A 26,789-nucleotide genomic window follows, 5' to 3' on the forward strand; every position below is an offset into this window, starting at 1 on the left:
ATGTTCCGCAGAATCCGCTCTTATTGCTTGCTTGGAATTAAAGCAGTCCCTGTCAATGTCGAAGTCGACTCTTCGCAGGGACTGCCTGGATTCACCTTGGTAGGTTTGCCAGACAATGCCGTAAGAGAGTCTAGGGAACGAGTTGTTTCTGCAATTCGTTCCGCAGGCAAAGTGGTGACCGGTTTTCGCACGACGGTAAACCTGTCGCCCGCGGATTTGCGAAAAGAAGGGAGCGCCCTGGACTTGCCCCTTGCTTTTGGGCTTTTGACTGCAGCCGAAGAGATTGAAGCGCCCGACTTGGAACACCTCGTTTTTGTCGGAGAACTTTCACTCGATGGCCTGTTGAAGCCTGTCCGGGGCGTTCTTTCCATTGCAATGAGTTTGTCCGAAAAGTCTAAAGACATTCTGGTAATCCCGAAAGGCAACGAGCAAGAAGCCTCGCTTGTCGAGGGAATCCGCTATGTTTGCGCAGACACGCTCATGGAATGCATCGAAAAAATTGAAGCCGGAGCCGAGAATTACGCACAGCGTGCATTCGGATTGAAAGAGCAAATGAATTTAACGCATGCCGACCGGGACATTCCCGACTTCAAGAACGTGGTCGGCATGGAAGGCGTAAAGCGGGCGCTTGAAGTCGCTGCCGCTGGCGCCCACAACTTCCTTATGGTTGGCTCGCCCGGAGCGGGCAAGACTTTGTGTGCAAAATGCCTGCCGGGCGTTCTGCCCGAAATGACGGAACTTGAAATTCTCGAAACGACCCGAATCCATTCGTGTGCAAGATCTGCGGGCGACTCCGAAGAATTCAAGCCCGTGATGATTCGCCCATTCCGTACCCCCCACCACAGCGCTTCCATGGTGTCGCTGGTGGGGGGTGGCACCCGGCTAAAGCCGGGTGAGGCGAGCCTAGCCCATAACGGAGTCCTGTTTCTCGACGAACTGCCGGAATTCAACCGCAGCGTTCTGGAAGCTTTACGCGAGCCCATGGAAGAGGGTGAAATTTCGATCAGTCGCGCTAGCGGGACCGTCACTTGGCCCGCGAGGTTCATGATGGGAGCGGCCATGAACCCTTGCCCCTGCGGGTACGCCATGGACCCGAAACGCGCCTGCACGTGCCTCCCCGAGGCTCGCAAGCGCTATCAAGAAAAAATATCCGGCCCGCTCCTCGACCGCATAGACATCCAAGTGAGCGTCCCGCCCGTCGAAGCCTCGCAATTTGGCCGCAAGAGCACCGCCGAGTCTTCGGCCGAGATTCGCAAGCGAATCTGTAGCGCCCGGGAAATCCAGCGCAAGCGATTCGAGGGAACGCCGTTCAAGACGAACGCCGAAATGACTTCGGACTTTGCCAAGAAGAGCTGCAAGCTTTCGGCAGAAACCGAACAGTTCGCCATCAACGCCGCCGACAGAATGGGGCTCAGCGCCCGCGGCTTTTACAGACTATTAAAGGTCGGCAGAACGATTGCCGACCTTCGAAAATCCGATTCCGTTGAAATTGTAGACCTTTCTGAAGCCCTGCGCTACCGCGCCTTCAGAAGCTAACGAATCACCTTGATACTCGATTCGGCTCCTGCGCTTTGCGGGATTGCCAACGGCTTACGGACAGAGACTTCTGCGGCAAGCGTCTTCGGGTAGTGGTTCAAGATATACTTGGCCGTTTCAAGCACCAAGGTTTCTTCTAGCTGGAAAGACGACCTGCAGACAAAATCCTGCACGTCGTCAGCTAGTTGCACATAATCGATAGAATGGGCAAGATCTTCATTTCGGGCGGCAAGAGTAAAATCAAGCCACACCGAAATATTCAGGACAACCGGCTGCATATTTTCGCGCTCGTAAGGGAGCGTTCCAATAATGCAGTTGAATTCCAAATCACGAATCGTGATTTTTCCGGTTTCGACTACCATACGAAGAGTACGACAGCACCTGCGATTGCGGCTGCAGAAACGCCGAACCAGATGTTACGGGCAGATGTATAAGAATCCTGCGTCTTCTTGTCTTCTTCCATTCTTCTCTGGAGATCGCGCAGGGTCCAGGCTTCTTGCCTTACCTGCGACGCCATGATTTCTTCGCACTTGGCCGGATTGGCTTCACCCGGATCATGGCAAGCGCTCAGGATCTGGCTGTTCAAGCCGCTCAAGTTGTCGTAGGCATCCTTGGCTTCGTTAGCCTTGCTGTGCTGCATGATTCCAACCACGGCGGCAGTGACTGCCAAGGCAGAGAGGCCGACGGCCGTCCAGAAACGGACTTCGTCAGCAATACCGAAACGGTCACCCACGTCACTTGCAGCAGCGCTTGCAGCGTAGTCACGATCGTCTTCAACCGGAGCGGAAGTCTTGTATTTGCTGTAGTCTTCATCATCGTCGTCTTCGCAATCCGGATCGTATTCGTCACATTCTTCAGCCTGGCTGCTCGGAACGGCAGGAGCGGCTGCAACAGATTCTTCTTCCTCTTCTTCTTCAGCGGCAGCAGGAGCTTCGCCCTTCAATTCAACAGCCTTGCCATCGATATACACCACTGCGGTCGAAAGGCCGGGAGCATAGACAGCCTTACCGTCGAAGTAAACCTTTTCGACATCCTTATCGGCAGCGGCACCGCGGCGAGTATAGAGCTTAGCGTTAACAAGCTTGGAGTAGTCAACGCCTTCGGCGGTCATCGGAGTCATGGAAGAAAGGTCGCCTTTACCACCCTGGTAGAGCTGGTAAGAGGTTTCAGATTCACCAAACGGGTCTTCAAATTTCTGACGCACAACCAAGCGGCCACTCTGCAAAGAGGAGACCTCGTCAGCCGGAGCGACCTTGAGTTCGCCACCGAATTCGGCTACGATGTAGTCATCGGGTACACCAGCATCCTTGGCGGTAAATTCATCGATATCGTAAATGCTTGCGAAAGCGGATACGACAGACAGGCAAAGGACCATCAAAAGTGAACGTTTCATTTGTACTCCAAAATGTCTAATTTTTGATGGAAATATATAAAAAAATGCGTATAATGGTACTGAAAATAATTGTTTTGTAATATACAGCCGTGCACATAATGTTCTCTCCAGCCCAATGTTTAACAATGTTTACATAGTCCGTGCAACAAAGCGGCACCAATTCAAAGGGGTTTCTTTTTTACTATATTTAAGCCCGTAAAATTTTAACCCTAACAGAGGATTGCTACAATGGCAAAGCTTTCTATCGAAGATCTCGAACTCGCCGGCAAGCGCGTGTTCATCCGTGTTGACTTCAACGTTCCGCAGGACAAGGTGACTGGCGAAATCACCAACACCAAGCGTATCGAAGCCGCTCTCCCGACCATCCAGTACGCTCTCGATCACGGTGCAGCCGTCGTGCTCGCTTCCCACCTGGGTCGTCCGAATGGCGAAAAGAACATGAAGTACACGCTCGCTCCGGTTGCAAAGAAGCTCGAAGAACTCATCAAGAAGCCGGTGAAGTTCCTCTCCGACTGCGTGGGTCCGGAAGTCGAAGCCGCCTGCGCCGCTATCAAGCCGGGTGAAATCATCCTCCTCGAAAACCTCCGCTTCCACATCGAAGAAGAAGGCAAGAGGAAGATCAAGAACGCCGATGGCACCGAAACTAAGGAAAAGGCCGACAAGGAAGCCGTGAAGGCATTCCGCGCAAGCCTCACCAAGCTCGCTGACGTCTACGTGAACGACGCTTTCGGTACCGCTCACCGCGACCACTCCTCCATGACTGGTGTTGAACTCCCGCAGCGTGCTGCTGGTTTCCTCATGAACAAGGAACTCAAGGCATTCGACCAGGTGCTCAACAATCCTCCGCGTCCGTTCCTCGCCATCCTCGGCGGTGCCAAGGTCGCTGACAAGATCCAGCTCATCAACAACCTCCTCGACAAGGCCGACAAGATCATCATCGGCGGTGGCATGGCTTTCACCTTCAAGAAGGTTCTGAACAACATCGAAATCGGTTCTTCTTTGTTTGACGAAGAAGGTGCCAAGCTCGTTCCGGATCTGATGGCCAAGGCCAAGGCTGCCGGCAAGGAAATTATCCTCCCGGTGGACTACATCGCTGCCGACAAGTTCGCTGCCGACGCTGCCACGAAGGCTGTTTCTGACGCCGAAGGCATTCCAGCTGGCTGGATGGGCCTCGATGTGGGCGCTGAATCCACCAAGCTCTTCGTGAACGCTATCAAGTCCGCCAAGACCATCGTCTGGAACGGCCCTGCAGGCGTGTTCGAATTCGAAGCCTTCGAAAAGGCTACCAAGGCTATGGCCGACGCTATCGTCGAAGCTACCGCTGCAGGCGCAATCACCGTGATCGGTGGTGGCGATACCGCTACGGCTGCTAAGAAGTACGGCGCAGACAAGAAGGTGACCCACACCTCTACGGGTGGTGGCGCTTCCCTCGAACTGCTCGAAGGCAAGGTGCTGCCGGGCGTTGCTTTCCTCACGGATAAGTAATTTTTCCTTATAGGCTTCGCGATGCTGCGTTGTCGGGACCCTCGCTGTATGTCTTATACAGCTTCGGTCCCTCCGCCTTGTCTCACTCGCCTCTAAGAAAAAATTGGATTTTATAGAAACTCTCGTTCGCGCGAGAGTTTCTTTTTTTGCTCGTTTCTAGACGAATTCCTGTTTTGTTATAAAACTATTCGTTTTCGCCTGGTCTCGCTAGCCTCTGAACAAATTTTGGATTTTATAGGAGTCCTCATCGCGAGGGCTCTTTTTTTTGCGCTCGCAACTGAACAAAAATTCGTAACGCGAGTGAAGCGCGAACGCTTGCGTTCGCATTTCCGAGCCTAGAATTTTGCGCTTGCGCAAATTCATGGGTTTGTAAACTCCGCATATTGTTTGCGGAGTTTTTATTTCTAGACGAATTACAGTTTATGAAATATTGTATATTGGTTCGTAGGAATTTCGATAGGGAGCATTTATGTCCATCGCTGAACTTTCAAAGAACTTTCACGCAGAGCATCGGGGCAATTGTGCAATGTCGGTGGCATACGGTTATGCTCGAGCCACAGGCAAATCCGAAGCGGAGGCGGTGGACGCCGCCGAGATGTTCCGTGCTTTCGGTGGAGGTAAGGCCCCGAATGGTCAATGCGGAGCGCTTTATGCGGCCAAGATGATGCAGCCCGATCACGCCGATGCCATCGAGGACTTTTTCAAGCGCGGCGCGCAGAATTTTACCAAGTGCAGCGAAATCCGTCCGAACAAGATTATTCCCTGCAATCGCTGCGTGGAACTCGCCGGCGAAGCACTGGATTTTTTAGAAAAATAGAAACTAGAACCGCCCACCCCTAAAGGGCGCAAACAAAAAAAATCCGAAAACGGTTTAGTTCGATTCCACGACCAAGGACTTTTCGTATATGAAGTCGATATCGGCAGCTGTGATTGCTCCGGGAACGAGATCCAGTTTAGAGCGGTTCTTCTTCATGGCCGCGGCAAACTGGTCGCGCAGAGCACTCGGGATGGTACAAGTCCCGATTAGTTTGCGAAGCATCGCCGCAAATTCCTCAATATTCTTAAGCCCTAAAAGAGAAAGTATTTTCTGAACGTCCTCGGGCACAAATTTTGCGCAGATCTCAGTGTAAGCGGCAAGGAAGTAGCCGACCGCGGGTCCGTGAGGAACACCCGCATGGAGTGTGAGATCATAGCTCATGCCATGCGGCACCGAAGTACTTGTATGGGCAATGGACATACCTGCAATAGTCGAGGTGAGCATGAGCTTTTCATAGAGGCCCGAATCGATAGCGGCATCGGAGAGCAACGCGCTTTTGCATTCGCCCCAAAGCTTGAGGCCGTATTCCGGGAACATGCGGTTGAACGCATTCGACTTGATATTAAGAATGCTTTCGACCATGTGAGAAAGCGCATCGACAGCGGTATTCACAATCAACTGTTTCTTTGCCGAGGCAAGATACTTTCCGTCAACAAGCGCAAGCGCCGGGAAAATCACATGCGGAATGCTTTTCTTGAGTTGAATCCCGTGATTCGTGATGATCGAAACAGGCGTCGCCTCGGAACCAGTTCCACACGTTGTCGGGACAGCCACGACAGGCGCATGATCCAGAGGGCTGCTTGACGCTTTGTGAAGGTCATCGGCATCGACGGCAGGATTCAACAGGAGCAACGACACCGCCTTGGCAGCATCGATAGCGGAGCCTCCCCCAATACCAATGACAAAATCAGCCTTGAAATTCCGCGCCATCTGTACGGCCTTGCGCACCGTATCCGTGGACGGATTTTCTTCGACTTCGTCAAAAACCTGGAACGGGATATTGCCGGAATTCAAGACGCTTTCAACATCGTTCAAGGAGCCATTCGCCACTGCAGAATGGCGGCCCGTCATAATGAGCGAGCGAGTCCCGACAACAAGCAATTGATTCGCGTGCTTTTTCACGCAGTCCTTTTCAACATAAATATCTGTCGGAACAAAGAAACGCATATAATTACCGAATGTCCAGCTTGCTGAAAGTCTTGTAATGGTCAGCGGTATAGTAAATCACGCAATCCGACGCATAGACCAAGCGTTTGGTTCCGCGGCTGTCGTCATGGTAATCCACGTCGGCTTCGTGGTAAGAGCCCTTGGGCAAAAGGCCTTCGCTGTTGCTGTAAACATCACCACCAACCATAAAGTCAAACGCTGTCCACGGATTGAAATTCCACTTCGTAAATTCCCTACCCGTTTCTTCTTCGACAAGGGCGATTGCATCGTCCTTGGTAATATAGTTGCCAGGCAGCTTGTCGAACTTGCATAAGTATGCGGCCACGGAATCCTTGGTGGTATACACGCCAGACTTCACCACGGCATCATATACAGACTGCTTCGTTTCGCTAGAAGATGATGTCGCTTCTTCGCTAGAAGATGATTTTCCTTTCTTCGATGCCGAAGACCTTCTATAAAGGTCTTCATCGTCATCGCTGGAAACGGTCGGCGTAGAGCAGGCTGCAAAGAATGCGGTCACCACACAGGCAAAGCTAATTTTGAAAAAATATTTTTTCAGCATATCCTAAATATATCAAATAAAAACCTATTTAGGAATACTGACCGGAATTAAATTTTGAAGTCGTCAATCAAAATCCACGTAATGGATTCTAGTCAGAGTCCTTCAGGCAACGAACAGACATCCCGACATCCCTCGGAGATCCTTCCAGCACCACTTTTCCCATACTATGCATCAGGAACACATCATTCGATCTCGTATCGGTTTCTTCCGTCGAAGTCCATAAATGGGCTGCAAGCCTGGCCGTGGAACCGAAAGAACCTTGTTCAGACATAAAGCTTCCCGGAAGAATTGAGAATCCGTAATCATCGGTACCTGCATACTGAGCAAACTCTTCTTGAATATACCAGTAAGCCTTTGACTTTAACTTGACACCAGCCATTTCTTGTCCGCCGACATAATTAATCAAGTCAATCCATTCCAAAAGACCCGGCAAATGCCAACCTTCGGGGCACGCTTTCATCGCATCGTTCCAACGATATAGCTTGCCGTATATTTCACATTTTTCAGGATCGTTCTCATGGCAATAGCCAACCGCATCTTCACCGGAATAATTCAAATTTTCGCCAAACCAGACTTGCTTTCCCAACTTGAGAATTCGGTATGTCTGACCATCGCGCGAATCCGTGAATGTAGAATCCGTCAATTCCGACAAACTCTCTGCACTAGAAGACGATTTTTCCTCTTGTATAGACGAGCTGCTCGAAGATTCACCAGGTTCCTCTTTGCTAGAGGAAGACTCTATTCCACTTGAAGATGATTCCTCTAACAAGGTTTCGCTCGAAGAGGACTTTTCGTTTTCAGAGATACTGTTCTCACTAGACGAGGATTCCTCTTTTTTGCTACTAGAAGATTTTTCGTCTTCAACGATTGCATCTTCGCTTGACGATGAAATTTCATCCAATTTGTCAATCTCATCAGAAGGAATCCACTTGTTCGAGTAACAAATGTATTCCTTATCGTCATCGGTTACGAATACGACTTCGCCTTTGCGCTTGTTGGTACAAGCCCCCAAGTCATAAATAGATTCAACCTCTTTTGTATCTGAAGTTGAGAGGCCACTTGAATCAATAGTATTTGATTCATCGCCACAAGCGAGTAATAGTACCAACGGGCAAAACGCGACAAGAGGAAAACGCATCGGGTAATTTATTCCTTATCCTTCACACAGCGCAGAGAGAATCCGCGATCCTTCTCGTTATAGCTGCTATAATAATAGCTGATATAGTTGTATCGATAGTCAAGGAACCAGTAAATAGCACCAGTGCTTTTGGAGGCCTCATTTGCGCTCCAGAAATTGGCAAAGTAGCCCGCATCGTCAAAAAGGTAACGGCTATAGTTGTCCGTCGGGTCAGCATGAATACCATAATAAGCTCCTGTCGGAATGGCAGAGAAACCATATTCATTGGTAGACTGGCTGATTGTACTGTAGCCCACCCAACCTCTAGAAGATTTCAACTTTCCAGTATGATCATTTGTCATAGTTGAAGCCGTTTCCATTTTCGCAACGTAAGTCTTAAGCTGTCTCCATTCCGCAGTGTCAGGCACATGCCACTTTTCAGGGCAAAGGCCTCTATGCGGACTTTCAATAAGTGCAGCAGCCGAAGTCTTCAAGTATTTCGAATCAAGATTCATAGCGGCAGTCCAACTATAAAGTCTTCCACCAACCTCACAATTGTCCTTGACATTTTTGTAGCACCAGGCGTTTTCAACAAGGTTTGCATTATCTTCATCGTAATAGTTCAAGTTTTCTGCCATCCAAGTCTGAAGTCCAATGGTTATCGTCTTATAGGTCTTTCCATCACGACTGTCCTTGATTTCTCCATATTCCATTTCACTGTTCAAGTAAGCGCTCTTACTAAAATCGTAAACACCCATCTTGCGCCAATTTCCATTACCACCATCGCATACATAGGTAATAGGAGAACTGCTAGAATTCATATCGGTGAAAGTCTTCTTGTTATTACCCTTGGTGCAAGCGGTTTTGAAACTATTTTCAATAGACTTGGGCAAACGCCAACGGTCACCATCGCAAACATAAGTTTTGCCCAAGTTATCGCTGTAAGCGTTTGTCATCTTAATCATCATGCCGTCTTGCTTTGTATCGCACACTCCAATTCCATAAATTTCGCCAACAAACATGCTGATATATTTTTCGAAATTCGGAACAGAGCTATTCATCGCAGTCAGTTTTGTACGAATAACAGTAAGGTTGGAATCATTTTTCATAGCCCAGTCAGCCATGGCAACCTTTGCCGCAGAATCACTCCAACGACCGTCATCTTCGAAATCGGTTGCAAGAGTCGTCAATCGGCTGGTAAGGTCAGCGTCGCTCAAGCCCCCCTGCAAAAGAATGGATGCAGCAAGAAGCTTCGCATCATCTTCGTAGCTTCCAAAGATGCTCAAGTCTTCAAAAGCATGGTTGTTGCCAGACCAACCGAAAGCAGCGAGAACTTCTTTTTCGGCAGCAGCCTTTGCCGCAGGCACATTTTTGTATTTGCCACTTTCTGCAAACAGGTTAATGATTCGCTTGTGAGCCAGGTGTCCCAAAACGTTGATATTTGCAGAATTACGATCACTCAAATCAACAAGAGACTTAAGGGTCAACTGGCCTGCGCTCTTTTTATAGGTATTTTCATTGTAATAATAGCCATTTGCTTGCATCAATGCATATTGGCTCTTGAGCGTCACCTTAGCCGATGTGTATTCGCCCAATTCACTTGTAACTTCCCATTCAAAAGTGGTTCCAGTCGGGTCCAGAACATCGTCTAATTCAGAAAGTTTAATCGCTGTTCCGCTTGCAAAGGGACCTTTTTCGGCAACACCCGTAAAGGTTTTCTTTGATATAGCAACATTTTCTACAGTCTCATTTGCACCCTGTACGCTGGAACTCGATTCGGGAACACTGCTCGAGCTTGTCGCCGTTGAAGAACTAGAGTCATCCTTTTTAGATTCAGAAGAACTGTCCTTGGAATCGGACGACTTGTCCTTAGAAGACGAAGATTCATCATCCTTGGAATCGGATGATTTATCTTTTGAAGAAGAGGAATCATCATCTTTAGATTCTGAAGACTTTACCTTTGAAGAGGAAGATTTATCCTCTTTCGATGCAGAGGATTCCGGTTCTCCGATATCCTTCCAATCTTTCTTGGTGCATTCGTAATTGACGCCTTCCTCTTCGACAAAAATGACGTCGCCAATACGATCAGATGTACATTTGCCCAAGTCGTAAATCGTCTCTACGCTAGATCCGTCCGCTAGAGTATCTTTTGCTTCGGGCTTGGTAGAAGTGGAATCTCCGCCGCAAGCGATCAAGAGTGCGCTTGAGGCAACCATTGCCTGTAGAGAGAACTTCATTTTCATTCGGACCTCGTTTGAGAGATTGATGGGACTATTCAATGTAAATATAATTTTATCACGATAATATTTCAAATAGAAGGATAACCCTTGAGAACCTATGTGAAATCGGTCACAAAAAAGGCCCAAACTGCCTTAAAAACGCAAAAAAAAAGCGAACCAAAGCCATGCAAAGTGCACGGCAAAAGTTCGCATGACGCCGTATGGCGAAGTTTATAGGTGAATTTTAGCCGGACAGTTTCTTGTTGCGATGAGCTTCTACCACGTTCACCACGTAGTCGCCGAGCTTTTCGCAGTCGTTCACCACATCCATGTAGTGAACACCCATCTGGTAGCTGTACTTCTGCGATTCGATGTCGGTAATATTTTTCTCCTTGAGGAGCTTGCGGTAATCGTTGATTTCGTTTTCGAGATTCAACGTACGGTTCGCGTCGGCCGTCACTGCATCGCTAATGACATCGATCATGTTCGTTAACGCCTTGTCGCAAAGCTGCATCATGTGCTTGATGCGGTTGTACTGCTCTTCGGTAAAGTCGTCGGTGCTCCTAAACTTGCGGTTAATGGCACGCGCCATATTGTAGCAGGAGTCGCCGATACTTTCAATTTCAGAAATTTCGCGGAGCATCGACTGGATGTTCGTCTTACTTTCGGGGCTCAAGCGGCCTTCGGACACCTGGTTCAGGTATTTGGCAATTTCAATTTCCATGTTATCACTAATGCCTTCGTACTTCTCGATGCGGGCAAAGAGCTTCACGAAATCGTTTTCGTCCTTCATCTCGAGCAGTTCAGGCACCATGCGGAACATTTTCTGCGTGCGCGCTGCAAACAAGTTAATTTCCTTGCGGGCTTCGAAAAGCGAAAGTTCTGCAGTGCTCATGAGGCCCGCGCTGATAAACTTGACCTTGAAATCCTCGCCGTCTTCCTTCTCGCGGATAATCTTGCAGATGATTTTTTCCATCGGCTTGATGAACCAGATGAGGATAAGCACGTTGCAGAGGTTGAATGCCGTATGGAAGGCAGATAGCGCGTAGGTCACACGGACGCTCGCCTGGGCAACTTCTTCTTCGGTATGCGGCACGAACGTCGGGTCGAACCCTACGATGCTGCACACCATGTTCACGAACGGGCGGAACACTATCAATACCCACACCACGCCGAACACGTTGAAGAGCATGTGCGCCAAGGCCGCGCGCCTCGCCTGCGTACTTGCCGAAAGGGCCGCAAGGTTCGACGTCACCGTGGTACCGATGTTTTCGCCCATCACGAGCGCAATGCCCTGGTAAATCGGGAGCACGCCGCTACTGCAGAGCAAGAGCGTAATCGCCATGATGGCGGCAGACGACTGCACGCACATCGTAAGGATGCTCCCCAGCAGCAAGAAGAGGAGCGTGCTGAAGATTCCCCAACCGCCAGTCGTCGCAAAGAAGTTGATGACCGTCTGGTTGTGAGCCAGGTCCATAGCCACCGCATTTTCGCGAAGCGTGGTAAGGCCGAGGAACATGAACGCGAAACCGAAGACAAATTCGCCCAGGCTCTTGGTCGAGTTCTTCTTGGTGTAAGAAAGGATGATCCCGAGGGCGAAGAAGGGCCACACCACCGAGCTCATGTTGAACTGGAACCCGAATATGGACATGATCCAGGCCGTGGCCGTTGTACCGATGTTTGCGCCCATGATAACAGGAATGGCCTGACTCAATGTGAGCAGGCCAGCGTTAACGAAGCTTACGGTAAGTACGGTCGTAGCGGTAGAAGACTGCACCGAGGCCGTCACAAAGGTACCTGTGAGAAGGCCTCCAATGCGGTGCTTGGTCATAGTGCCAAGGACAGCACGCAAGTGACCGCCCGTGAGTTTCTGCAAACCTTCGCTCATGGTCTTCATGCCGAACATGAGGAGCGCAAGGCAACCGATCATTTTAAGAATCATAAGTGTCATAGGACATTCCTACGGAACGCCACTACCGGATCATCGTCGCTGCCTTTCAGCTAGTTCGGGCTCATGGCGGTGAATTGTTTTTGTAAAGTCTGCGTGGAAATATAGTAAAGTGGCAGCACCCCATATTCCATGCCAGGTTATAAAAAAGGAAAAAATTTATTACAGCAAGGCCCCCGTCAAATGACGGGGGCCTTTGTCTCAAAAAATGTGGATGTTTACAAAACGTCTATTACACACTACGCACCATGGCAACAGCCTGGCTGGCAATACCCTCGCCACGGCCCGTAAAGCCGAGTTTTTCGGTAGTGGTTCCCTTGATGCCGACCTGTTTTACGTCGATTCCAAGCACGCAGGCGATGTTTGCCTTCATGGCATCCTTGTGCGGGTTCACCTTCGGGCGTTCGCACATCACGATGCTGTCGATGTTGATAATCTCGTAACCGGCTTTACGGACTTCCTCGCCCACCTTGCGCAGAAGTTCCAGACTGTCGGCTCCCTTGAAGGCTGGGTCCGTATCCGGAAAGTACGTGCCGATATCGCCGAGACCCGCGGCACCCAGCAGTGCATCGCTAATCGCATGCAGCAAAACGTCGGCATCGCTGTGACCGAGGAGCCCCTTTTCGTAAGGAATATCCACGCCACCGATAATGCACTTGCGACCTTCTACCAACTTGTGAACATCAAAACCGATGCCCGAACGATAAATCTTATCCATAACTTGTTCCTTTTTTCAACAGGAAAGATAAAAAAATTGCCCAGCTGTTAAGCCGAGCAATTCAAATAGCCATAGCGAAAATTCGCCGAAGCTTATGCAATCAGGGCAAGCTTCGGGAAGATACCCACCACAATCAGGGCGATTGCGGCAAGGGTCACGCCAAAGCGGAGCAGATAAGCATACACCGTGCTCTTCGCGCAGCAGCACTTGCATTCGCACTCAGCCTTGAGCGGCATGAAGAGCACAAAGGCAATGCGCAGGTAGAACACAGCAGCCACCAGCGAAAGACCAAAGGCTATCGCAGCGATGATGCCGAGTCCACCCGAAAGGGCATCGGTAAAGAGCGTGAACTTGGCAAGGAATCCAGCCACAGGCGGCATGCCCGCAAGGCTAGCCAAGCAAACGGTCGTAGCGACAGCCACATAGGGGCGCTTACGGCCACGGCCCTGAATGTCTTCCAGAGTTTCCAGTTTATCTTCCTTGCCGGCAAGGTAAGCGATACCGGCGAGGGCGCCCGCACTACCGACAGCGTAAGTGATCAAGAAGTAGAACATGGCACCCATCTGCACCGTGCCTTCGGTAGCATAGTCCGGAAGCAGCAGGCCGATTACGATAAAGCCGGCGTTCATCACGGCAGAGTATGCCATAATGCGGCGGATCGACTTCTGGGCGAGACCGCCAAAAGCACCGATAGCCATAGAAAGCAGCGATACCACCACGATCACGTAGAACAAGCTCTTGTTTTCGCTATGGATGGTCACCTGTTCGGCAAGGTTCCAAGCCGGAGCAGAACCGATGCGGGTCACCAGCGAGCCCAGCCAAAGCGTACCGAGAGCGGCAAGCGCACCGACCTTGACGACGGCGGCCATAAAGCCGGTCACTGCCACAGAGGCGCCCGTATAGACGTCGGCCACCCAGAAATGAACCGGAGCGGCACCCGCCTTGAACAGGAGGGCAAACAAGGCCAACAGAACGCCCAAGCCGTAAAGCAGGCCGCGACCGGCGATAACGGAGGCAAAGATATGCGTAGTACCCGTGGCACCGTAAATGAGAGCGACACCGTAAAGGAAGATGACGCTAAAGATGGCTCCGGAAACAAAGTACTTGAAAGCGCCCTCGTTCGCATTCACGTCTTTGCGGCGGAGTCCCACCAGGGCATAAATCGGGAAACTGGAAAGTTCCATACCCAGGTAGAGAGCCAAGAAGTCGATAGACTGGGTCATTAGAAGCGCACCGACAGTGGCAAGCATCAACAGACCGTAAGCTTCACCACCCTTGAACTTTTCATGGCCGAGAGTCCACTGAAGACTCGAAATGCCAAGGAACGCGCACAAGAGAATGGAAACTCCGAGCACGCGGCGAATCGGGTCCATGGCATACAAGTCCATGAACGTGTCGTTTGTTGTCAAGTAGTAGGCACCGACAGCGAGAGCAATAAAGAAACTAGCCACCCATGGAAGAATCTTGTGCTTGTTTTCGTCTTTAATGAACGGTTCTGCGGCAAGCGACACCAGGGCACCGACCGCGACCAGAATTACGGGCAAGAGATTCACGATATTACTCATTTTCAGAAGCCTCCTCGTTTACTGTGGCCTCGTTAGATTCAGTTGCGTTTTCCGCATCGGCGACTTCGGATTCGCTCATGGACTTGAGCTGAGCGATCAGCGAAGCGCGTTCTTCGTCGGTAAAGCCGTTTGCCTTCAAGTTGGAATCCAGCTGACGCAAATCGTCTTCGGTCATGGGCTGAGCCACGGCAGCGATGTTTTCGTCGACCACGGCATCCCCAAGAGAATCGGCAGAAGCTTCAACGGTTGCATCGGTGGCAACATCGGACTGGTGCGTCACCTTGTTCATTTCTTGCACGGCAGTTTCATCGAAGAGCTGCAGAGCGTTGGTGATGAATGCCGGATGCATACCGAACACCAACAGGAGAACGCCCATGATACCGATCGAAGAGCCTTCGAGAGCGGTCATACGCTTGCCATCTTCGTAGTCGCGGGCCGGCTTACCGAAGATAACCTTCTGCACAAAGCGGAGCACGTAGGCGGCCGAGAGAATCAGGCAAAGACCTGCGGCAAGGGCCGGAAGCGGACCCATATCCCATAGGGACATGAGCACCGTGAATTCACCCACGAATCCGGCAGTACCAGGCACTGCAAGCGAAAGCACAGCCACAAAACCGAACAGGGAACTGAACACCGGATTGCGGGCAGAAAGACCGCCGAGCTGTTCAATATTGCGGGTACCGGCAAAGCGTTCTGCAATACCCATCAGGTAGAACTGGGCGCCAGCGCTAAGACCGTGAGCGACCAAGAGCACGAGCACAGCCGGAAGCATCGATTCAGACAAGCTGAACACGCCCGCCACGGCAAGGCCCAAGTGGCCCATGGAACTGTAAGCCAAAAGTTTCTTGCCGTCGGTAGCGCGGAGAGCCATGAGCGATCCGTAAATCGCCGTGAACAGGCCGAGCCACAACATGCTATCGACAATTTCCATCGAAAGCGGGAAAATCGGAAGAATCCAGGCGATGAATCCGAACACGCCAGCCTTACTCATGGCACCCGTAAGGATAGCCGAAAGCGGAGCCGGCGCTTCGGCGTAAGTAATCGCCTGCCAGCCGTGGAACGGGAACAACGGAGTCTTCACCAAGAAGGCGAGTAAGAAGCAAACCAGGAGCGTCACCTGCATCGAGGGTTCCAGATTCTGGATTGCCACCGCCAAAGAAAGCACCAAGGAGTTGTCCGCTACCGTGAGCAAGTACCAAAGGGCAACCATCATCGGGGCAGAACCCACCAGAGTATAAATCGCAAACGTCATGGCAGCCTTCTTACGGTCAGCGCCACCGAAGCCCGCGATAAGCACGGCTGCGGGGAACACCATCGCTTCAAAGAAGAAGAAGAACAGCACCGCATCGGCAGCGAGGAAGGTCCCGTTCATGGCACCCATCAACGCAAAGATGGCTATTGCAAAGTTGCGGTAGTTGTTTTCGAAGGTGTTGCGGCCCGTAATCAAGGCGACCAGGGAAAGTCCCGTAGAAAGGAACACCATCCAGGCGCCAAGACCATGGCTATACAGGTAGTAGTAAACGGGGCCCTTCGCACCCGGAATACGGAACCATTCGATGGCTTCGGTCGCCTGGTTGCCCGCGGCAATCAGGGAAATCGACAAAGCGACGAAGGTAAAGCCGAACAAGAAGGCCAGTCTAGAAGAAGACTTGGGATCTTCCTTAGAGGTTGCCATCATCAGAATGGCAGCGGCAAAAGGAGCTAAGACGAGGAGATGTAAAAGCATTAGAACAAACCTCCGGTCAAAAGAACAACAGCGACCAGTGCGACGACACCTACCAAGCTAAGCGTAAGCTGCACACGCACCTTGCGCACCTGGAAGGAACTTACTCCGTCGCCCACGATTTCGACAATGGAACCGACGGTCCATTGGATTCCCTGCAGAATCTTATCGACGATCATGTCAACGACAAAAGCGGCAACCTTCGTCATGACAATGAAAATTTCGTGGATATAGTCAAAGAAGAAAGTCCAATCGGCCTTGAAACCTTCGGGAGCGCTCCCCCACTTGGCATGCAAGCGCGGCTGGCGCTTAAGACCGTAAACGACGTAAGCGATAATCATACCGAGCACTGCGGCAGCCGTACCGAAGCAGGCAAAGGTCATCGGGTTCACGTGGACAACATCAAGCTTGCCGAGCAGGTAATTCTGGGCATCGCCCACCACCGGCGCAAGCGTATGTTCAAAGAACTTGATTCCCATGGAGTCGGCCCACAGGTAACCGGCAAACACGGCACCGAAAGCAAGCACCACCATCGGAATAAGCATGCTGGCCGGAGCTTCGTGAATGTGTTCTTCGCTTTCCTTGGAACCGCGGTATTCGCCAAAGAACGTCATGATGATCAGGCGTCCCATGTAGACAGCCGTAATCACGGCCGTGAGGAGACCCGCACCATAGAAGAATTCGCCATACGGGGCGTTCGTGTAAATGCGTTCAAGAATCAGGTCCTTGGACCAGAAACCTGCAAAGCCCGGGAAACCGATAATGGCGAGGAACGAGAAGATCATCACGCAAGCGGTAATCGGAGTCTTCTTGATAAGGCCACCCATGCGACGCATATCCTGTTCACCCGCAAGGGAGTGAATCACGGCACCGGCCCCCAGGAAGAGGGCGGCCTTGAAGAAGGCGTGGGTGAACACGTGGAAGATAGAAGCGTCGAAAGCGAAAGCGCCTGCGGCCATGAACATGTAACCGAGCTGAGAAATCGTCGAGTAGGCAAGCACCTTCTTGATGTCGTTCTGGAAAAGTCCTGCGACAGCAGCCCAGAAGGCTGTCAGCATACCCACAATCAAGATAATCACGAGAGCTTCGGGAATCACCGAGAACATGCGACTGAGGCGTGCAAGCAGGTAAACGCCCGAGGTCACCATGGTAGCAGCATGGATAAGGGCCGACACAGGAGTCGGACCGGCCATGGCATCGGGCAACCAGGTGAGGAGCGGAATCTGGGCAGACTTACCCGTGCAACCCACGAAGAACAAGAGGCCCGCAATCATCAAGATCGGAGCGGCAAGATCCACATGGCCACCGGCAATCAGCATTTCGATGAACTTGTTCAATGCATCGTAATTGAGGATAGCGGAGCCACCCAAAGTGGCAAGGCAAAGCATTCCGAGCAGGAATCCGATATCGCCCACGCGGTTCACAATGAAGGCCTTGTTCGCAGCCTTGCAGTTGTTCAAGTCGTGGTTCCAGAAACCGATAAGCAAGTAAGAGCAGAGACCCACGCCTTCCCAACCGAGGAAGGTCAGGAGCAAGCTGTCGGAAAGCACGAGCACGACCATGCTGAACAGGAACAGGTTGATGTAGGCAAAGAAGCGGGTAAAGCCGCGGTCGCCGTGCATGTAACCGATCGAGTAGAGAGCGATGAGCGAACCGATTCCTGTCACAAACAGGAGCATCACGCGGGAAAGGCCGTCGAACAGGAATCCGATATCGACCTTGAGCATCGGGATGTCGATCCAGTTGCAAAGCGTCTGGCGGACACCTTCTTCAGGCATGCCGAAAGCGAGCAAGACAACGCTCAAAAACGAAAGCACCGGGAACAGCACCGAGAGGGCGCCCACGAAGCCTTCGGAAGGGCCTTTCTTGCTACCCGAAGAGACAACGGCAATCGTTGCAAGCAGGATTGTTCCCAGGAGCGGGAAAAGAGGTATAAACCAAAGCGGTAAATTTGTCATTGCTTACCCCTTCATGTTAGAATAGTTGTCGGAATCGACACTTTCGCTGTTGCGGAAAATGAGGATCACGAGTGCAAGGCCCACGCAAGCTTCGGCAGCGGCAACCGCAATCGAGAACAGCGGCACAATCTGGCCGGCCACGCTCAATTCGGCAGGAAGCGTCTTTGCAAAGCCCACGAAAGAAAGATTCACCGCGTTCAGGGCAAGTTCGACACCCATGAGCACGAAGAACACGTTACGGCGAGCAAGAGCCGTAATGAGGCCAATGGTAAAGAGCACCAAGGCGAGAATCTGAATGTAAATCGGTTGGAGTTCCATTACTTTTCCTCCTTATCTTCGGCGACAGCTTCGTCAGTACCCAGGCGCTTCTTGGCCATAAGCACCGCAGCGCCCATCGAAGAAAGCAGCAACAGACCGAGCACTTCGAACAAGACGAAGTAACCGGGGCCGTCCTGGGCCGTATTGAACAGGTTCGAAGAAGTCATTTCGACAGAGCCGCGGAGTGTGGTGACATCGAAACCCATGGGCGAAAGCACCAGGGCAAAGCCAACGAGACCGGCAAGCGCGAGCACGCCGAGAATCACAAATATCGAAACACCGTCAAACATGGGAGTTTTGTTGTCCTTCGCCGCATTCAAGACCGAAATTACGAACACGAGGAGCATCATAATGGCACCCGCATAGACCATGATCTGCACCACCCCAATGAAAGGGCTACCCAGCAGGCCGTAAATGCCCGCGAGCGAAAGCATGGTCAAAACGAGAGAAAGACCACCGTAAAGCGGATGCTTCGAAAGGAACACGCAGAGGGCGGCTCCCACGGCAACCACGGCAAGAATGATAAAGTAAATCAAGGCTAGCATCAGTTTTTAACCTCCATTCCCCAGACCTTGCGGGCCTCGGCATTCTTGGTACCACCCGGAGCCACTTGGCTCTGAGCGTCATCGGGGTAATCCTTCGGATTCCAACTCGTAAGAGTTTCGAGGGTTGCCACGAATTCGTCACGGGTGCGGTGTTCAAAGATGATTTCCTTGGTATCCATACGGAGCGCATCGACCGGACAGGCTTCAACGCAAAGGCCGCAGAACACGCAAGTCAAATGGTCGATATCGAAGCGCTTGACCTTCTTTTCGATGCGCGGATCGTCACTGGCGGTCGCTTCGATATAAATACAATGGGCAGGGCAGGCCGCAGCGCACATGCCACAGGCAACACAGCGGGGAGTGCCGTCGGCACGGAGCATCAGACGATGCTTGGCGCGGTAGGTTCTACGAACTTCGGGCTGACCTTCCGGGTAAGAAATCGTCGGAAGTTCTTCGTAGCGGAACAAACCGCGAGCTGCATGTTTGAGCGTTGTCCACAAGCCGCGAATCGCCTCGAAGATGTAAAGGCGTTCCACCCAGTTCATGGGTCTCTGTCTAATAACGCGGGCCATTAGTTACCTCCCACCAACTTCGCGACTACGGCGGTCACGACGAGGTTCAAAATAGCGATGTTCAAGATAATCTTCCAGCCAAGATGCATCACGTGGTCGTAGCGGAAGCGCGGCAGCGTCCAGCGGACCCAAATCCACACCCAGCAGAAGAACACGCTCTTGGCGAGGAGCACCAGCAGGTGAATTGCGGCAGTACCGAGAGCGGCACCCAGGCTATTCACGACAACGCCGTTAACCATGGAGTATTCCGGGTTGTAGTAGAGCCAGGAGCAAACGCCGGCGGCAATGAAGGCTGCGGTAACAACCCATGCAATCGTCTTGTAGAGCTTGTATTCCTGCAGGATTTCCATCTTGTTGCTCTGCTTGGAAGCGGCAAGCTTACGGGAGTAGCGGTAAATCATGTGGAGGAATGCAAGACCGAGGAATGCAAGCACCCAGCAGAGAATGGCCAAGGAGCCACCCATGTGGGTTTGAATGGTTGCAGTCGATACAAACGGAACCGAGTAGCCCCCCAAGAAGAGGGTTGCCACCAGAAGGCTGCTAATGCAGATGTGGGAGTATTCGCCCATGTAGAACAGACCGAACTGCATGGCGCCATATTCGGTGTGGTAACCGGCAACGAGTTCCGGTTCACCTTCGGCAACGTCGAACGGGGCGCGACCCGTTTCGGCAATCGTCGCAATCAAGAAGCAGAAGAAAGCCACCGGCTGGGCGACAATGCCCCACACATGGTTTTCTTGCCAAGTCACGATATCGGTAAGGCTGAAGGAACCTGCGAGCACCAGGAGACCCATCATGGAAAGGCCCTGGCAGACTTCGTAGCTGATCGTCATTGCAGTCGTACGCAGAGAACCGAGGTAGCTGTACTTGGAACGGGAGCTAAGGCCTGCGAGAACGGCACCGTAAGCAGAAAGCGAACTGAAACCGAAAAGCAACAGGATGCCCACTTCGGAATCCACGATCGGCCCCGCAATGCGGACCACCTTGCCACCCCATTCAAAGACCATCGGGCCAAACCACGGAATCACACACGGGCTAAGGAACACGATAGCAAACGGAATGGCAGGAGCCACGTAATAGAGGAACTTTTTGGAACCGGTCGGAGCAAACATTTCCTTGAAGAAAAGCTTGGTACCGTCGCACATGTTCTGCACATAGCCAAACAGGCGAACCTTACCGAAGAACGGAACCTTGATATAGGAGCGGTTCGGGCCCTGACGGTCCTGCATAAAGCCCGCACCACGGCGTTCCATAGGAATCAACAACAGGATGTAAAGGACAGGAACAAAGCAGAAGCCGAACTTCGCAATGGTAATGATCCATTCCACCCAAGTTTTGGATTCAATAATATCCATTAGGCGTTACCTCCTTCGAGCAACTTACCAGTGCTCTTGATGGTATCGTAAGAGAGTCCAGCCAAGACGCTTGCGTATTCGCCAGCCTTCTTGAAGGCGTCGAATGCGCTTTCGAACTTGCAGCCGGCGAGTTCAGAGAGAACGTCGTAAGCCGGGCGAAGTTTTTCATCGGGGCAAACCGGGCAGGCAGAAAGCTTCTGAAGAATATTCAGGCTGTTCACCATAGTGCCCTGAACTTCGCTCCAGTGACGAATACCGAAAGCAAGCGTCGCCTTGTTGGCGGTAGCGTCGTTGAAAGCAGACAAGACGATACGGGTCGCAATCTTTTCGAGAGAAGAAACGGCAGAGCCACCTTCGCCAAAGAGATCTGCATTCACCGTCAAGAGCACCTTGAATTCAGAAGCGCGCTTCGTAAGGTCTTCGAGGTTGCTGTCAGGAATGCCGAGCAGCTTGAAGCCAGCGCGGTTAGCGAGCGGATCGCCACTCATGGCAATTCCGTCGGGGGCACCGACCTTCTTGAAGGTGCCGCCGAAAAGTTCGGCGGAGTCGCCCAGGCTATCCTTGAGCATGCGGAGTGCGGCGAGATCTTCGATGGTGCAAGAGCCACCGGCGACGAGGGCGACCTTGCCCCCGACCTTCTTGACTTCGGCAAGCGCTTCCTGAATCACGTGGAAGCCCATCGCCGGCAAGCGGTTCTTGTCGAAGTTCTGGAACGCGAGGCGGCTCGTGTTAGAAAGCCAGCTGCGGTTCACTTCGGGGTTGCAACGCGGCATCACGCGGTAAATGTGACCGTCGGCGTGATCCAGCCAAATGTTTGCACCGAGAGAGTCATCCATCGAAACCGTCGGCGTGTGACTCAGGAGCCATACGCGCTTCTGGAAGCGGAAGTACTTCGCGGTCATGGCTCCCACCGGGCAAACATCAGTGACGCACAAGTCGTATTCGTGGTCAAGCTTTTCGCCCGGGAAGGTCGTAATGTAAGTGTGGTCGGCGCGGCCGGCGAGCTGCAACTGTTCGGAACCGGCAATGGTACGCATAAAGCGCACGCAACGGTCGCACTGCACGCAGCGTTCTTCGTCAAGTAAAACGCGGGGGCCTAAATCCACATGCTTACCGCCACGGAGCTGGCCCTTCGCATCAATGAACTGGTGCGCGGGATTGCCGTGGTAGTTCTTGCCGTATTCGGGGCGCATGCGGGATTCGTTCTGGCCCGCTTCCATATAGTTTTCCTGCAAGGTGCATTCACCGGCCTTGTCGCAAATCGGGCAATCCAGCGGGTGGTTCACCAGCATGAATTCCTGCGTTGCCTTGCGGGCGTTCTTCACGCGGGCACTAGATGCGGGCGTGTAAATCTTCATGCCCGGAGCGACCGGCGTGTAGCATGCAATCACGAGCATGCGACCGCGGGGGCCTTCTTGCTCCACCAAGCACTGGCGGCAGTTACCGGACACCGGCAAATACGGGTGGTAACATACGTGAGGAGTTTCAATCCCGATAGCCTTCAAGGCTTCGAGGAGGTTCGTGTCGCCCGGAACCATCACCGGCTTGTCGTCCACGAAGATTTCCACCTTCGGGCTGTTCTCAGTCGGGAGTTTCGGCATGTTGTAGTAGTTACTCATATTATTACCAGAAAATTCCAGGACGATAGTTTTCCTGAACACGCGGCTTGGCATGTTCGGGGTTCTTTGCGATTAATTCATCGAAGTCTGCGCGGAACTTCGCCGTGTAGGAGCCCACCGGGCCGCCGAGCGAAATAGACAGCGGACAAATCGTCACGCCGCCAAAGCCGCCAGAAAGGCTCTGCATGAGTTCCACGTCGCCGTCGTGGCCCTTGCCTTCCACAATCTGGTTCAGAATGCGGTGCAAGAGTCCCGTACCTTCGCGGCACGGAGTGCACTGGCCGCAAGATTCGTGGCTGTAGAAGTTGCCGAGCACGTTCAAGAGTTCAGCCATGTTGTGCGTATCGTTGATCACGATCATGGCGCCCGAACCGAACATCGTCTTCATGGAGGCGAGACATTCGTAGTCCATAGTGGCAACGGCGCATTCGCCTGCGTTCAGCGGAGCGCAAGAGGAACCACCCGGAAGTACCGCCTTCAGGTTTCCGCCCACGACGCCACCGGCGTATTCGTTAATCATCGTCATCATCGGGGTGCCGAGCGGAGCTTCGTACACACCCGGGTTCTTCACGTCGCCCGAGATGCAGAACACCTTGGTACCGCCGGCACGGGGTGTACCCATCTTGGCGTATTCTTCGGGTTCATGCTGGAAAATCCACGGGAGAGACATAATGGTCTCGACGTTGTTCACGCAAGTCGGGCTCTTCCATGCACCGCTCACCGCCGGGAAAGGCGGTTTGAGGCGGGGCTGACCCTTCTGGCCTTCGAGCGAGTTGATAAGAGCAGTTTCTTCACCGCAAATGTAGGCGCCTGCGCCACGGTGAACAAAGATATCGAAACTGAACTTGGTCCCGCAAATGTTTTCGCCGAGGTAACCGGCGGCGTATGCCTGGTTCAAAGCCTTGTTCAGGCTTTCGATGCAGGGCAGGAATTCGCCACGGCAGTAAATGTAGGCAGCGCGGCTACCGAGAGCCCAAGCTGCAATAATCAGGCCTTCAATCAAGCGGTGCGGATCTTCAAGCATCAGGAAGTGATCCTTAAAGGTTCCACCTTCGCCTTCGTCAGCGTTCACCACGATATACACAGGCTTGCCAGAATTGCGCGGAACAAAGCTCCACTTCATGCCGGTCGGGAAGCCTGCACCGCCACGGCCACGCAGGCCGGAACGCTGCACGTAGTCGATCACTTCGAACTGGCTCATGTTGAACAAGCGGTCCGAAATGTTCGCGTAGCCGCCCAGCTTCTTATAAACTTCAATGTCCTGGGCGCCCTTGCCAAAATTTCCTGTACAAACTTTTACTACTTCAGCCATAATTACTTAGCCTCCTCTACGGGCGCGGGCTTCTGGGTAGTCACCGCTTCCTTGGAAGGTTTTGCCGTACGTTCACCGGAAGTTGCAATCATGCGGTACACATCGCCCGCCTTGCCGGCAGCATCCACAAAAGCCTTGTCCTTCACGCCGGGCTCACCCACGGCGACCCAGTCATTGCCGTTCTTCTTTTCGACGACAATCTTCGTGAATTCGGGAGCGCCCTTCCAGGTGAGAGTGGCGCCGTTTTCGTCGGCTTCGGCCTTCACGTTAAGCACCGGAGAAGGCGGAGCGTAGTCAGCGACCTGCGGCTTGGCCGTAGCACCCGGAGCACCGGGGTGGCCACCATGGCCCTTCACGATTCCGCCGAGCACGTCGTGCTTCGGCACATTGTTCGCATGGGCCTTGCACCAGTCGATAATGCGATCGATGCTTGCTTCGGTCAGAGTCGTACCACGCTTCATCTTGAGCTGACCGTCGACCACGTCGGTGGCGAAGTCATCGTTCACCAACATCATCGGGCCGTTGCCGCAGCTACCCAAGCATTCCACCTGGAGCACGGTAAACATGCCATCGGGAGTGGTTTCGCCGGACTTAACGCCAAGCTTGTTTTCCACATACTTGATCAGCGGCTGGGCACCCTTGATGGCGCAGCTGATGTTGCGGCAGAACTGCAACAGGAACTTGCCCTTGGGAGCGTGGTTGTACATGGTATAGAAGGTTGCAACGCCGAGAGCGTGAGCCGGAGCGCAACCGCAAACGTTTGCCGCCCAGCGGATACCTTCAGTCGGCACCCAGCCGAACACGCCCTGCACCAGCCAAAGGACTTCAAGCAGAGCGCCCTGGCCCACCGGGTAACGGCTGAGCAAGTCGGCGCAACGTTCCTTGATTTCGGGAGTGTCGAGCTTGGCGAGCACTTCCTTCGGAGCGGGCTGCGGAACAGGCTTGTTCACGTAGCCAAAAGTCTGACCCGGATCCGGAAGAGCCGGAATGGCTTCACTCGGACCATTGAACTTCAAATGGTTATTCGATACAAACTGAACTGCACCTTGAATATGTTGTGTCATCGGTCAAGTTCTCCAGCAATCATGTTGAGGCCAGGCAGCGTTGCCATGGAGTCGGCAAGAGTCAGGCCTTCGACCAGTTCGTTAAATGCAGACACATGGGCAAACGACGGGGAACGCACCTTGATGCGGTACGGGTGGCCGCTGCCATCGCTCACGATGGTGAAGCCAAGTTCGCCGTTCGCGCATTCGCTTGCGCAGTAGTATTCGCCTTCGGGCACGCGCACACCTTCGTACACACTCTTGAAACGGCCGATAAGGGCTTCCATGTCCTGGTAGGCAAGCTTGTGCGCGGGCACGCGGATGCGTGGGTCGACAATGTCGACCGGGCCCGGAGCGAGGCGTTTCAGGGCCTGGCGCACAATCTTCACAGATTCTTCGATTTCGGCAAGGCGCACCTGCAGGCGGTCGTTGGCGTCACCCTGGGTTCCCACCACGACTTCCCAGTCGTAGGTTTCGTAATCGTAGTAAGGTTCGTCCTTGCGGAGGTCGCTTTCGACACCCGTCGCACGGAGACACGGACCAGTCCAGCCGTAGCTGATGGCGCGTTCGGCAGAAATCTTGCCGACGCCCACGGTACGGTCAAGGAAGATACGGTTACGGTCCAAGCAGGCGTGCAGGTCCTTGAGGGCCTTTTCCACCGACTTGCAAGCAGCGAGCACATCGTCTTCGAAACCGTCGTAGCTGTCGCGGTAGAGGCCGCCAATGCGGGCAAAGCTGTTCGTGAGGCGCGCGCCCGTGAGCTTTTCCCAAATCAGCATGATCTCTTCACGCGGGTTGAAGGCGTACATGAACGGTGTGGTACCGCCCAAGTCCTGGAATGCTGCAGCCACACAAATAAAGTGGTCGTTGATACGGGAGAGTTCGTTCACAATCACGCGGAGCACCTTGGTGCGTTCCGGGATTTCGATACCGTACATATTTTCGACAGCGCGGCAGAAAGCAATGTTGTTCATCATTGCAGAGCAGTAGTTCAAGCGGTCGGTGTACGGAATCACCTGCTGCCAGGTGCCACGTTCGACCATCTTTTCGAAGCCGCGGTGCATAAAGCCGATTTCATGGACACCGGCCACGATGGTTTCGCCATCGAGGGCAGCCAGCAGGCGCACGCAGTGGTGAGTCGCCGGATGCGTCGGGCCCACGTTCAGGGCCATCAGGTTCATTTTTTCGCCATTCGGGTCAAGTACGATCATTCTCTGATACTCCCTTCAAGGTATTCTTCTTCGACAGGCATGATTTCCTTGGAACGCTGGATCACCTTGTAACCCTTGTCTTCCAGGCGCTTTTCCAGTTCCGGAATCAGGAAGTCGGTCGTCGAGAGCCACTGGCGCTTCTGGGCAGGGTAATCCTTGCGGAGCGGATGGCCCACAAATTCAACATGGTTCAAAATGCGGCGCAGGTCGGGGTGACCTTCGAACACGATACCGAACTGGTCGTAGACTTCACGTTCGAGCCAATTGGCGCTTGCATACAAATCGGTAACGGTCGGAACCTTCAGGTCGGCTTCGCTGACCAGCACCTTAAGACGGACGCGAAAGCCCGGTTTCTTGGTGCACTTGAAAGCGTAGCTGATTGCAAAACGCGGGCCTTCATGGTTCGGATAAGTCAGGTAGTCGATACCGGCGAGGTCGAGGAGCATGTCGAACTGCATCGACGGATCGTTCTTCAAAAATTCGACCGCATTGTGCAGGTATTCCTTCGGGACCACCACGCAGGCATCCCACTTGGCACTCGCATCACGCTTGGCGCCAAACTTGGATTCTAGAATGTCTATCACGGATTCCATCATTACTCCTTCC

At 52.7% G+C, this 26,789-nt stretch carries 23 protein-coding genes; 3 read left to right on the forward strand and 20 right to left on the reverse strand.

Going from position 1 to position 26,789, the window contains the following annotated elements:
* The gene (locus BUC02_RS03170) at positions 1–1,536 is read left to right on the forward strand and encodes a YifB family Mg chelatase-like AAA ATPase (protein ID WP_073318506.1); all 1,536 of its coding nucleotides are present in this window, start codon (positions 1–3) and stop codon (positions 1,534–1,536) included.
* Here BUC02_RS03170 and BUC02_RS03175 read toward each other — a convergent pair.
* On the reverse strand, positions 1,533–1,898 hold the full coding sequence (locus BUC02_RS03175; RefSeq protein ID WP_073318508.1) for a dihydroneopterin aldolase: 366 nt from the start codon (positions 1,896–1,898) through the stop codon (positions 1,533–1,535). The two genes, BUC02_RS03170 and BUC02_RS03175, sit on opposite strands and share 4 nt — an antisense overlap.
* Complete coding sequence (locus tag BUC02_RS03180) at positions 1,892–2,929, reverse strand: hypothetical protein (protein WP_073318511.1); 1,038 nt, start codon at positions 2,927–2,929, stop codon at positions 1,892–1,894. Before BUC02_RS03180 ends, BUC02_RS03175 begins: the two co-directional genes overlap by 7 nt.
* 228 nt (positions 2,930–3,157) lie before the next feature.
* Here BUC02_RS03180 and pgk point away from each other — a divergent pair, with 228 nt between their 5' ends.
* Positions 3,158–4,414, forward strand: a complete 1,257-nt coding sequence (pgk, locus tag BUC02_RS03185; RefSeq protein ID WP_073055898.1) for a phosphoglycerate kinase — start codon at positions 3,158–3,160, stop codon at positions 4,412–4,414.
* Between the two features lie 469 nt (positions 4,415–4,883).
* A complete protein-coding gene (locus BUC02_RS03190; RefSeq protein WP_073318514.1) occupies positions 4,884–5,231 on the forward strand; it encodes a hypothetical protein in 348 nt (115 codons plus the stop codon).
* 54 nt (positions 5,232–5,285) lie between these two features.
* Here BUC02_RS03190 and BUC02_RS03195 read toward each other — a convergent pair whose 3' ends face one another.
* From BUC02_RS03195 to BUC02_RS16395, 18 genes are all read right to left on the reverse strand, one after another.
* The gene (locus BUC02_RS03195; RefSeq protein ID WP_073318517.1) at positions 5,286–6,398 is read right to left on the reverse strand and encodes an iron-containing alcohol dehydrogenase family protein; all 1,113 of its coding nucleotides are present in this window, start codon (positions 6,396–6,398) and stop codon (positions 5,286–5,288) included.
* Between the two features lie 4 nt (positions 6,399–6,402).
* A complete protein-coding gene (locus BUC02_RS03200; RefSeq protein WP_073318520.1) occupies positions 6,403–6,960 on the reverse strand; it encodes a ribonuclease domain-containing protein in 558 nt (185 codons plus the stop codon).
* A gap of 88 nt (positions 6,961–7,048) precedes the next feature.
* Entirely contained in the window at positions 7,049–8,098 is a 1,050-nt protein-coding gene (locus BUC02_RS15635; protein ID WP_083564358.1) for a fibrobacter succinogenes major paralogous domain-containing protein, read from the reverse strand.
* An 8-nt stretch (positions 8,099–8,106) separates the two neighbouring features.
* The gene (locus BUC02_RS03210; RefSeq protein ID WP_083564359.1) at positions 8,107–10,320 is read right to left on the reverse strand and encodes an FISUMP domain-containing protein; all 2,214 of its coding nucleotides are present in this window, start codon (positions 10,318–10,320) and stop codon (positions 8,107–8,109) included.
* A gap of 220 nt (positions 10,321–10,540) precedes the next feature.
* The gene (locus BUC02_RS03215; RefSeq protein ID WP_073318525.1) at positions 10,541–12,247 is read right to left on the reverse strand and encodes a Na/Pi cotransporter family protein; all 1,707 of its coding nucleotides are present in this window, start codon (positions 12,245–12,247) and stop codon (positions 10,541–10,543) included.
* A 229-nt stretch (positions 12,248–12,476) separates the two neighbouring features.
* Complete coding sequence (gene ispF, locus BUC02_RS03220; RefSeq protein ID WP_073318528.1) at positions 12,477–12,962, reverse strand: 2-C-methyl-D-erythritol 2,4-cyclodiphosphate synthase; 486 nt, start codon at positions 12,960–12,962, stop codon at positions 12,477–12,479.
* A gap of 92 nt (positions 12,963–13,054) precedes the next feature.
* Positions 13,055–14,527 (reverse strand): NADH-quinone oxidoreductase subunit N, encoded by a 1,473-nt coding sequence (locus BUC02_RS03225; protein WP_073318531.1) that lies wholly within the window; start codon positions 14,525–14,527, stop codon positions 13,055–13,057.
* Complete coding sequence (locus BUC02_RS03230) at positions 14,520–16,253, reverse strand: complex I subunit 4 family protein (RefSeq protein ID WP_073318535.1); 1,734 nt, start codon at positions 16,251–16,253, stop codon at positions 14,520–14,522. The genes BUC02_RS03225 and BUC02_RS03230 overlap by 8 nt, the downstream gene beginning before the upstream one ends.
* Positions 16,253–18,208 carry an NADH-quinone oxidoreductase subunit L gene (gene nuoL, locus BUC02_RS03235; protein ID WP_073318538.1) on the reverse strand — a complete coding sequence of 652 codons (1,956 nt, stop codon included), beginning with the start codon at positions 18,206–18,208 and terminating at the stop codon, positions 16,253–16,255. The genes BUC02_RS03230 and nuoL overlap by 1 nt, the downstream gene beginning before the upstream one ends.
* Positions 18,209–18,211: 3 nt before the next feature.
* Positions 18,212–18,526, reverse strand: a complete 315-nt coding sequence (gene nuoK / locus BUC02_RS03240) for an NADH-quinone oxidoreductase subunit NuoK (RefSeq protein ID WP_073318541.1) — start codon at positions 18,524–18,526, stop codon at positions 18,212–18,214.
* Positions 18,526–19,071: an NADH-quinone oxidoreductase subunit J family protein gene (locus BUC02_RS03245; protein WP_073318544.1), complete on the reverse strand. Its 546-nt coding sequence runs from the start codon at positions 19,069–19,071 to the stop codon at positions 18,526–18,528. Before BUC02_RS03245 ends, nuoK begins: the two co-directional genes overlap by 1 nt.
* The gene (locus BUC02_RS03250) at positions 19,071–19,643 is read right to left on the reverse strand and encodes a NuoI/complex I 23 kDa subunit family protein (RefSeq protein WP_249268777.1); all 573 of its coding nucleotides are present in this window, start codon (positions 19,641–19,643) and stop codon (positions 19,071–19,073) included. Before BUC02_RS03250 ends, BUC02_RS03245 begins: the two co-directional genes overlap by 1 nt.
* Positions 19,643–20,998: a complex I subunit 1/NuoH family protein gene (locus tag BUC02_RS03255; RefSeq protein ID WP_073318547.1), complete on the reverse strand. Its 1,356-nt coding sequence runs from the start codon at positions 20,996–20,998 to the stop codon at positions 19,643–19,645. The genes BUC02_RS03250 and BUC02_RS03255 overlap by 1 nt, the downstream gene beginning before the upstream one ends.
* The gene (locus BUC02_RS03260; protein ID WP_073318550.1) at positions 20,998–22,617 is read right to left on the reverse strand and encodes an NADH-quinone oxidoreductase subunit G; all 1,620 of its coding nucleotides are present in this window, start codon (positions 22,615–22,617) and stop codon (positions 20,998–21,000) included. The genes BUC02_RS03255 and BUC02_RS03260 overlap by 1 nt, the downstream gene beginning before the upstream one ends.
* A 4-nt stretch (positions 22,618–22,621) precedes the next feature.
* A complete protein-coding gene (gene nuoF, locus BUC02_RS03265; RefSeq protein ID WP_073318553.1) occupies positions 22,622–23,929 on the reverse strand; it encodes an NADH-quinone oxidoreductase subunit NuoF in 1,308 nt (435 codons plus the stop codon).
* Between the two features lie 2 nt (positions 23,930–23,931).
* Positions 23,932–24,993: an NADH-quinone oxidoreductase subunit NuoE family protein gene (locus BUC02_RS03270; RefSeq protein ID WP_073318556.1), complete on the reverse strand. Its 1,062-nt coding sequence runs from the start codon at positions 24,991–24,993 to the stop codon at positions 23,932–23,934.
* Positions 24,990–26,183 (reverse strand): NADH-quinone oxidoreductase subunit D, encoded by a 1,194-nt coding sequence (locus BUC02_RS03275; RefSeq protein WP_073318559.1) that lies wholly within the window; start codon positions 26,181–26,183, stop codon positions 24,990–24,992. Before BUC02_RS03275 ends, BUC02_RS03270 begins: the two co-directional genes overlap by 4 nt.
* Positions 26,180–26,779, reverse strand: coding sequence for an NADH-quinone oxidoreductase subunit C (locus BUC02_RS16395; protein WP_073318562.1), 600 nt, complete (start codon positions 26,777–26,779; stop codon positions 26,180–26,182). The genes BUC02_RS03275 and BUC02_RS16395 overlap by 4 nt, the downstream gene beginning before the upstream one ends.
* Positions 26,780–26,789 lie beyond the last annotated feature (10 nt).

It is taken from the genome of Fibrobacter sp. UWOV1 (assembly GCF_900142495.1).
Classification (GTDB): Bacteria; Fibrobacterota; Fibrobacteria; order Fibrobacterales; family Fibrobacteraceae; genus Fibrobacter.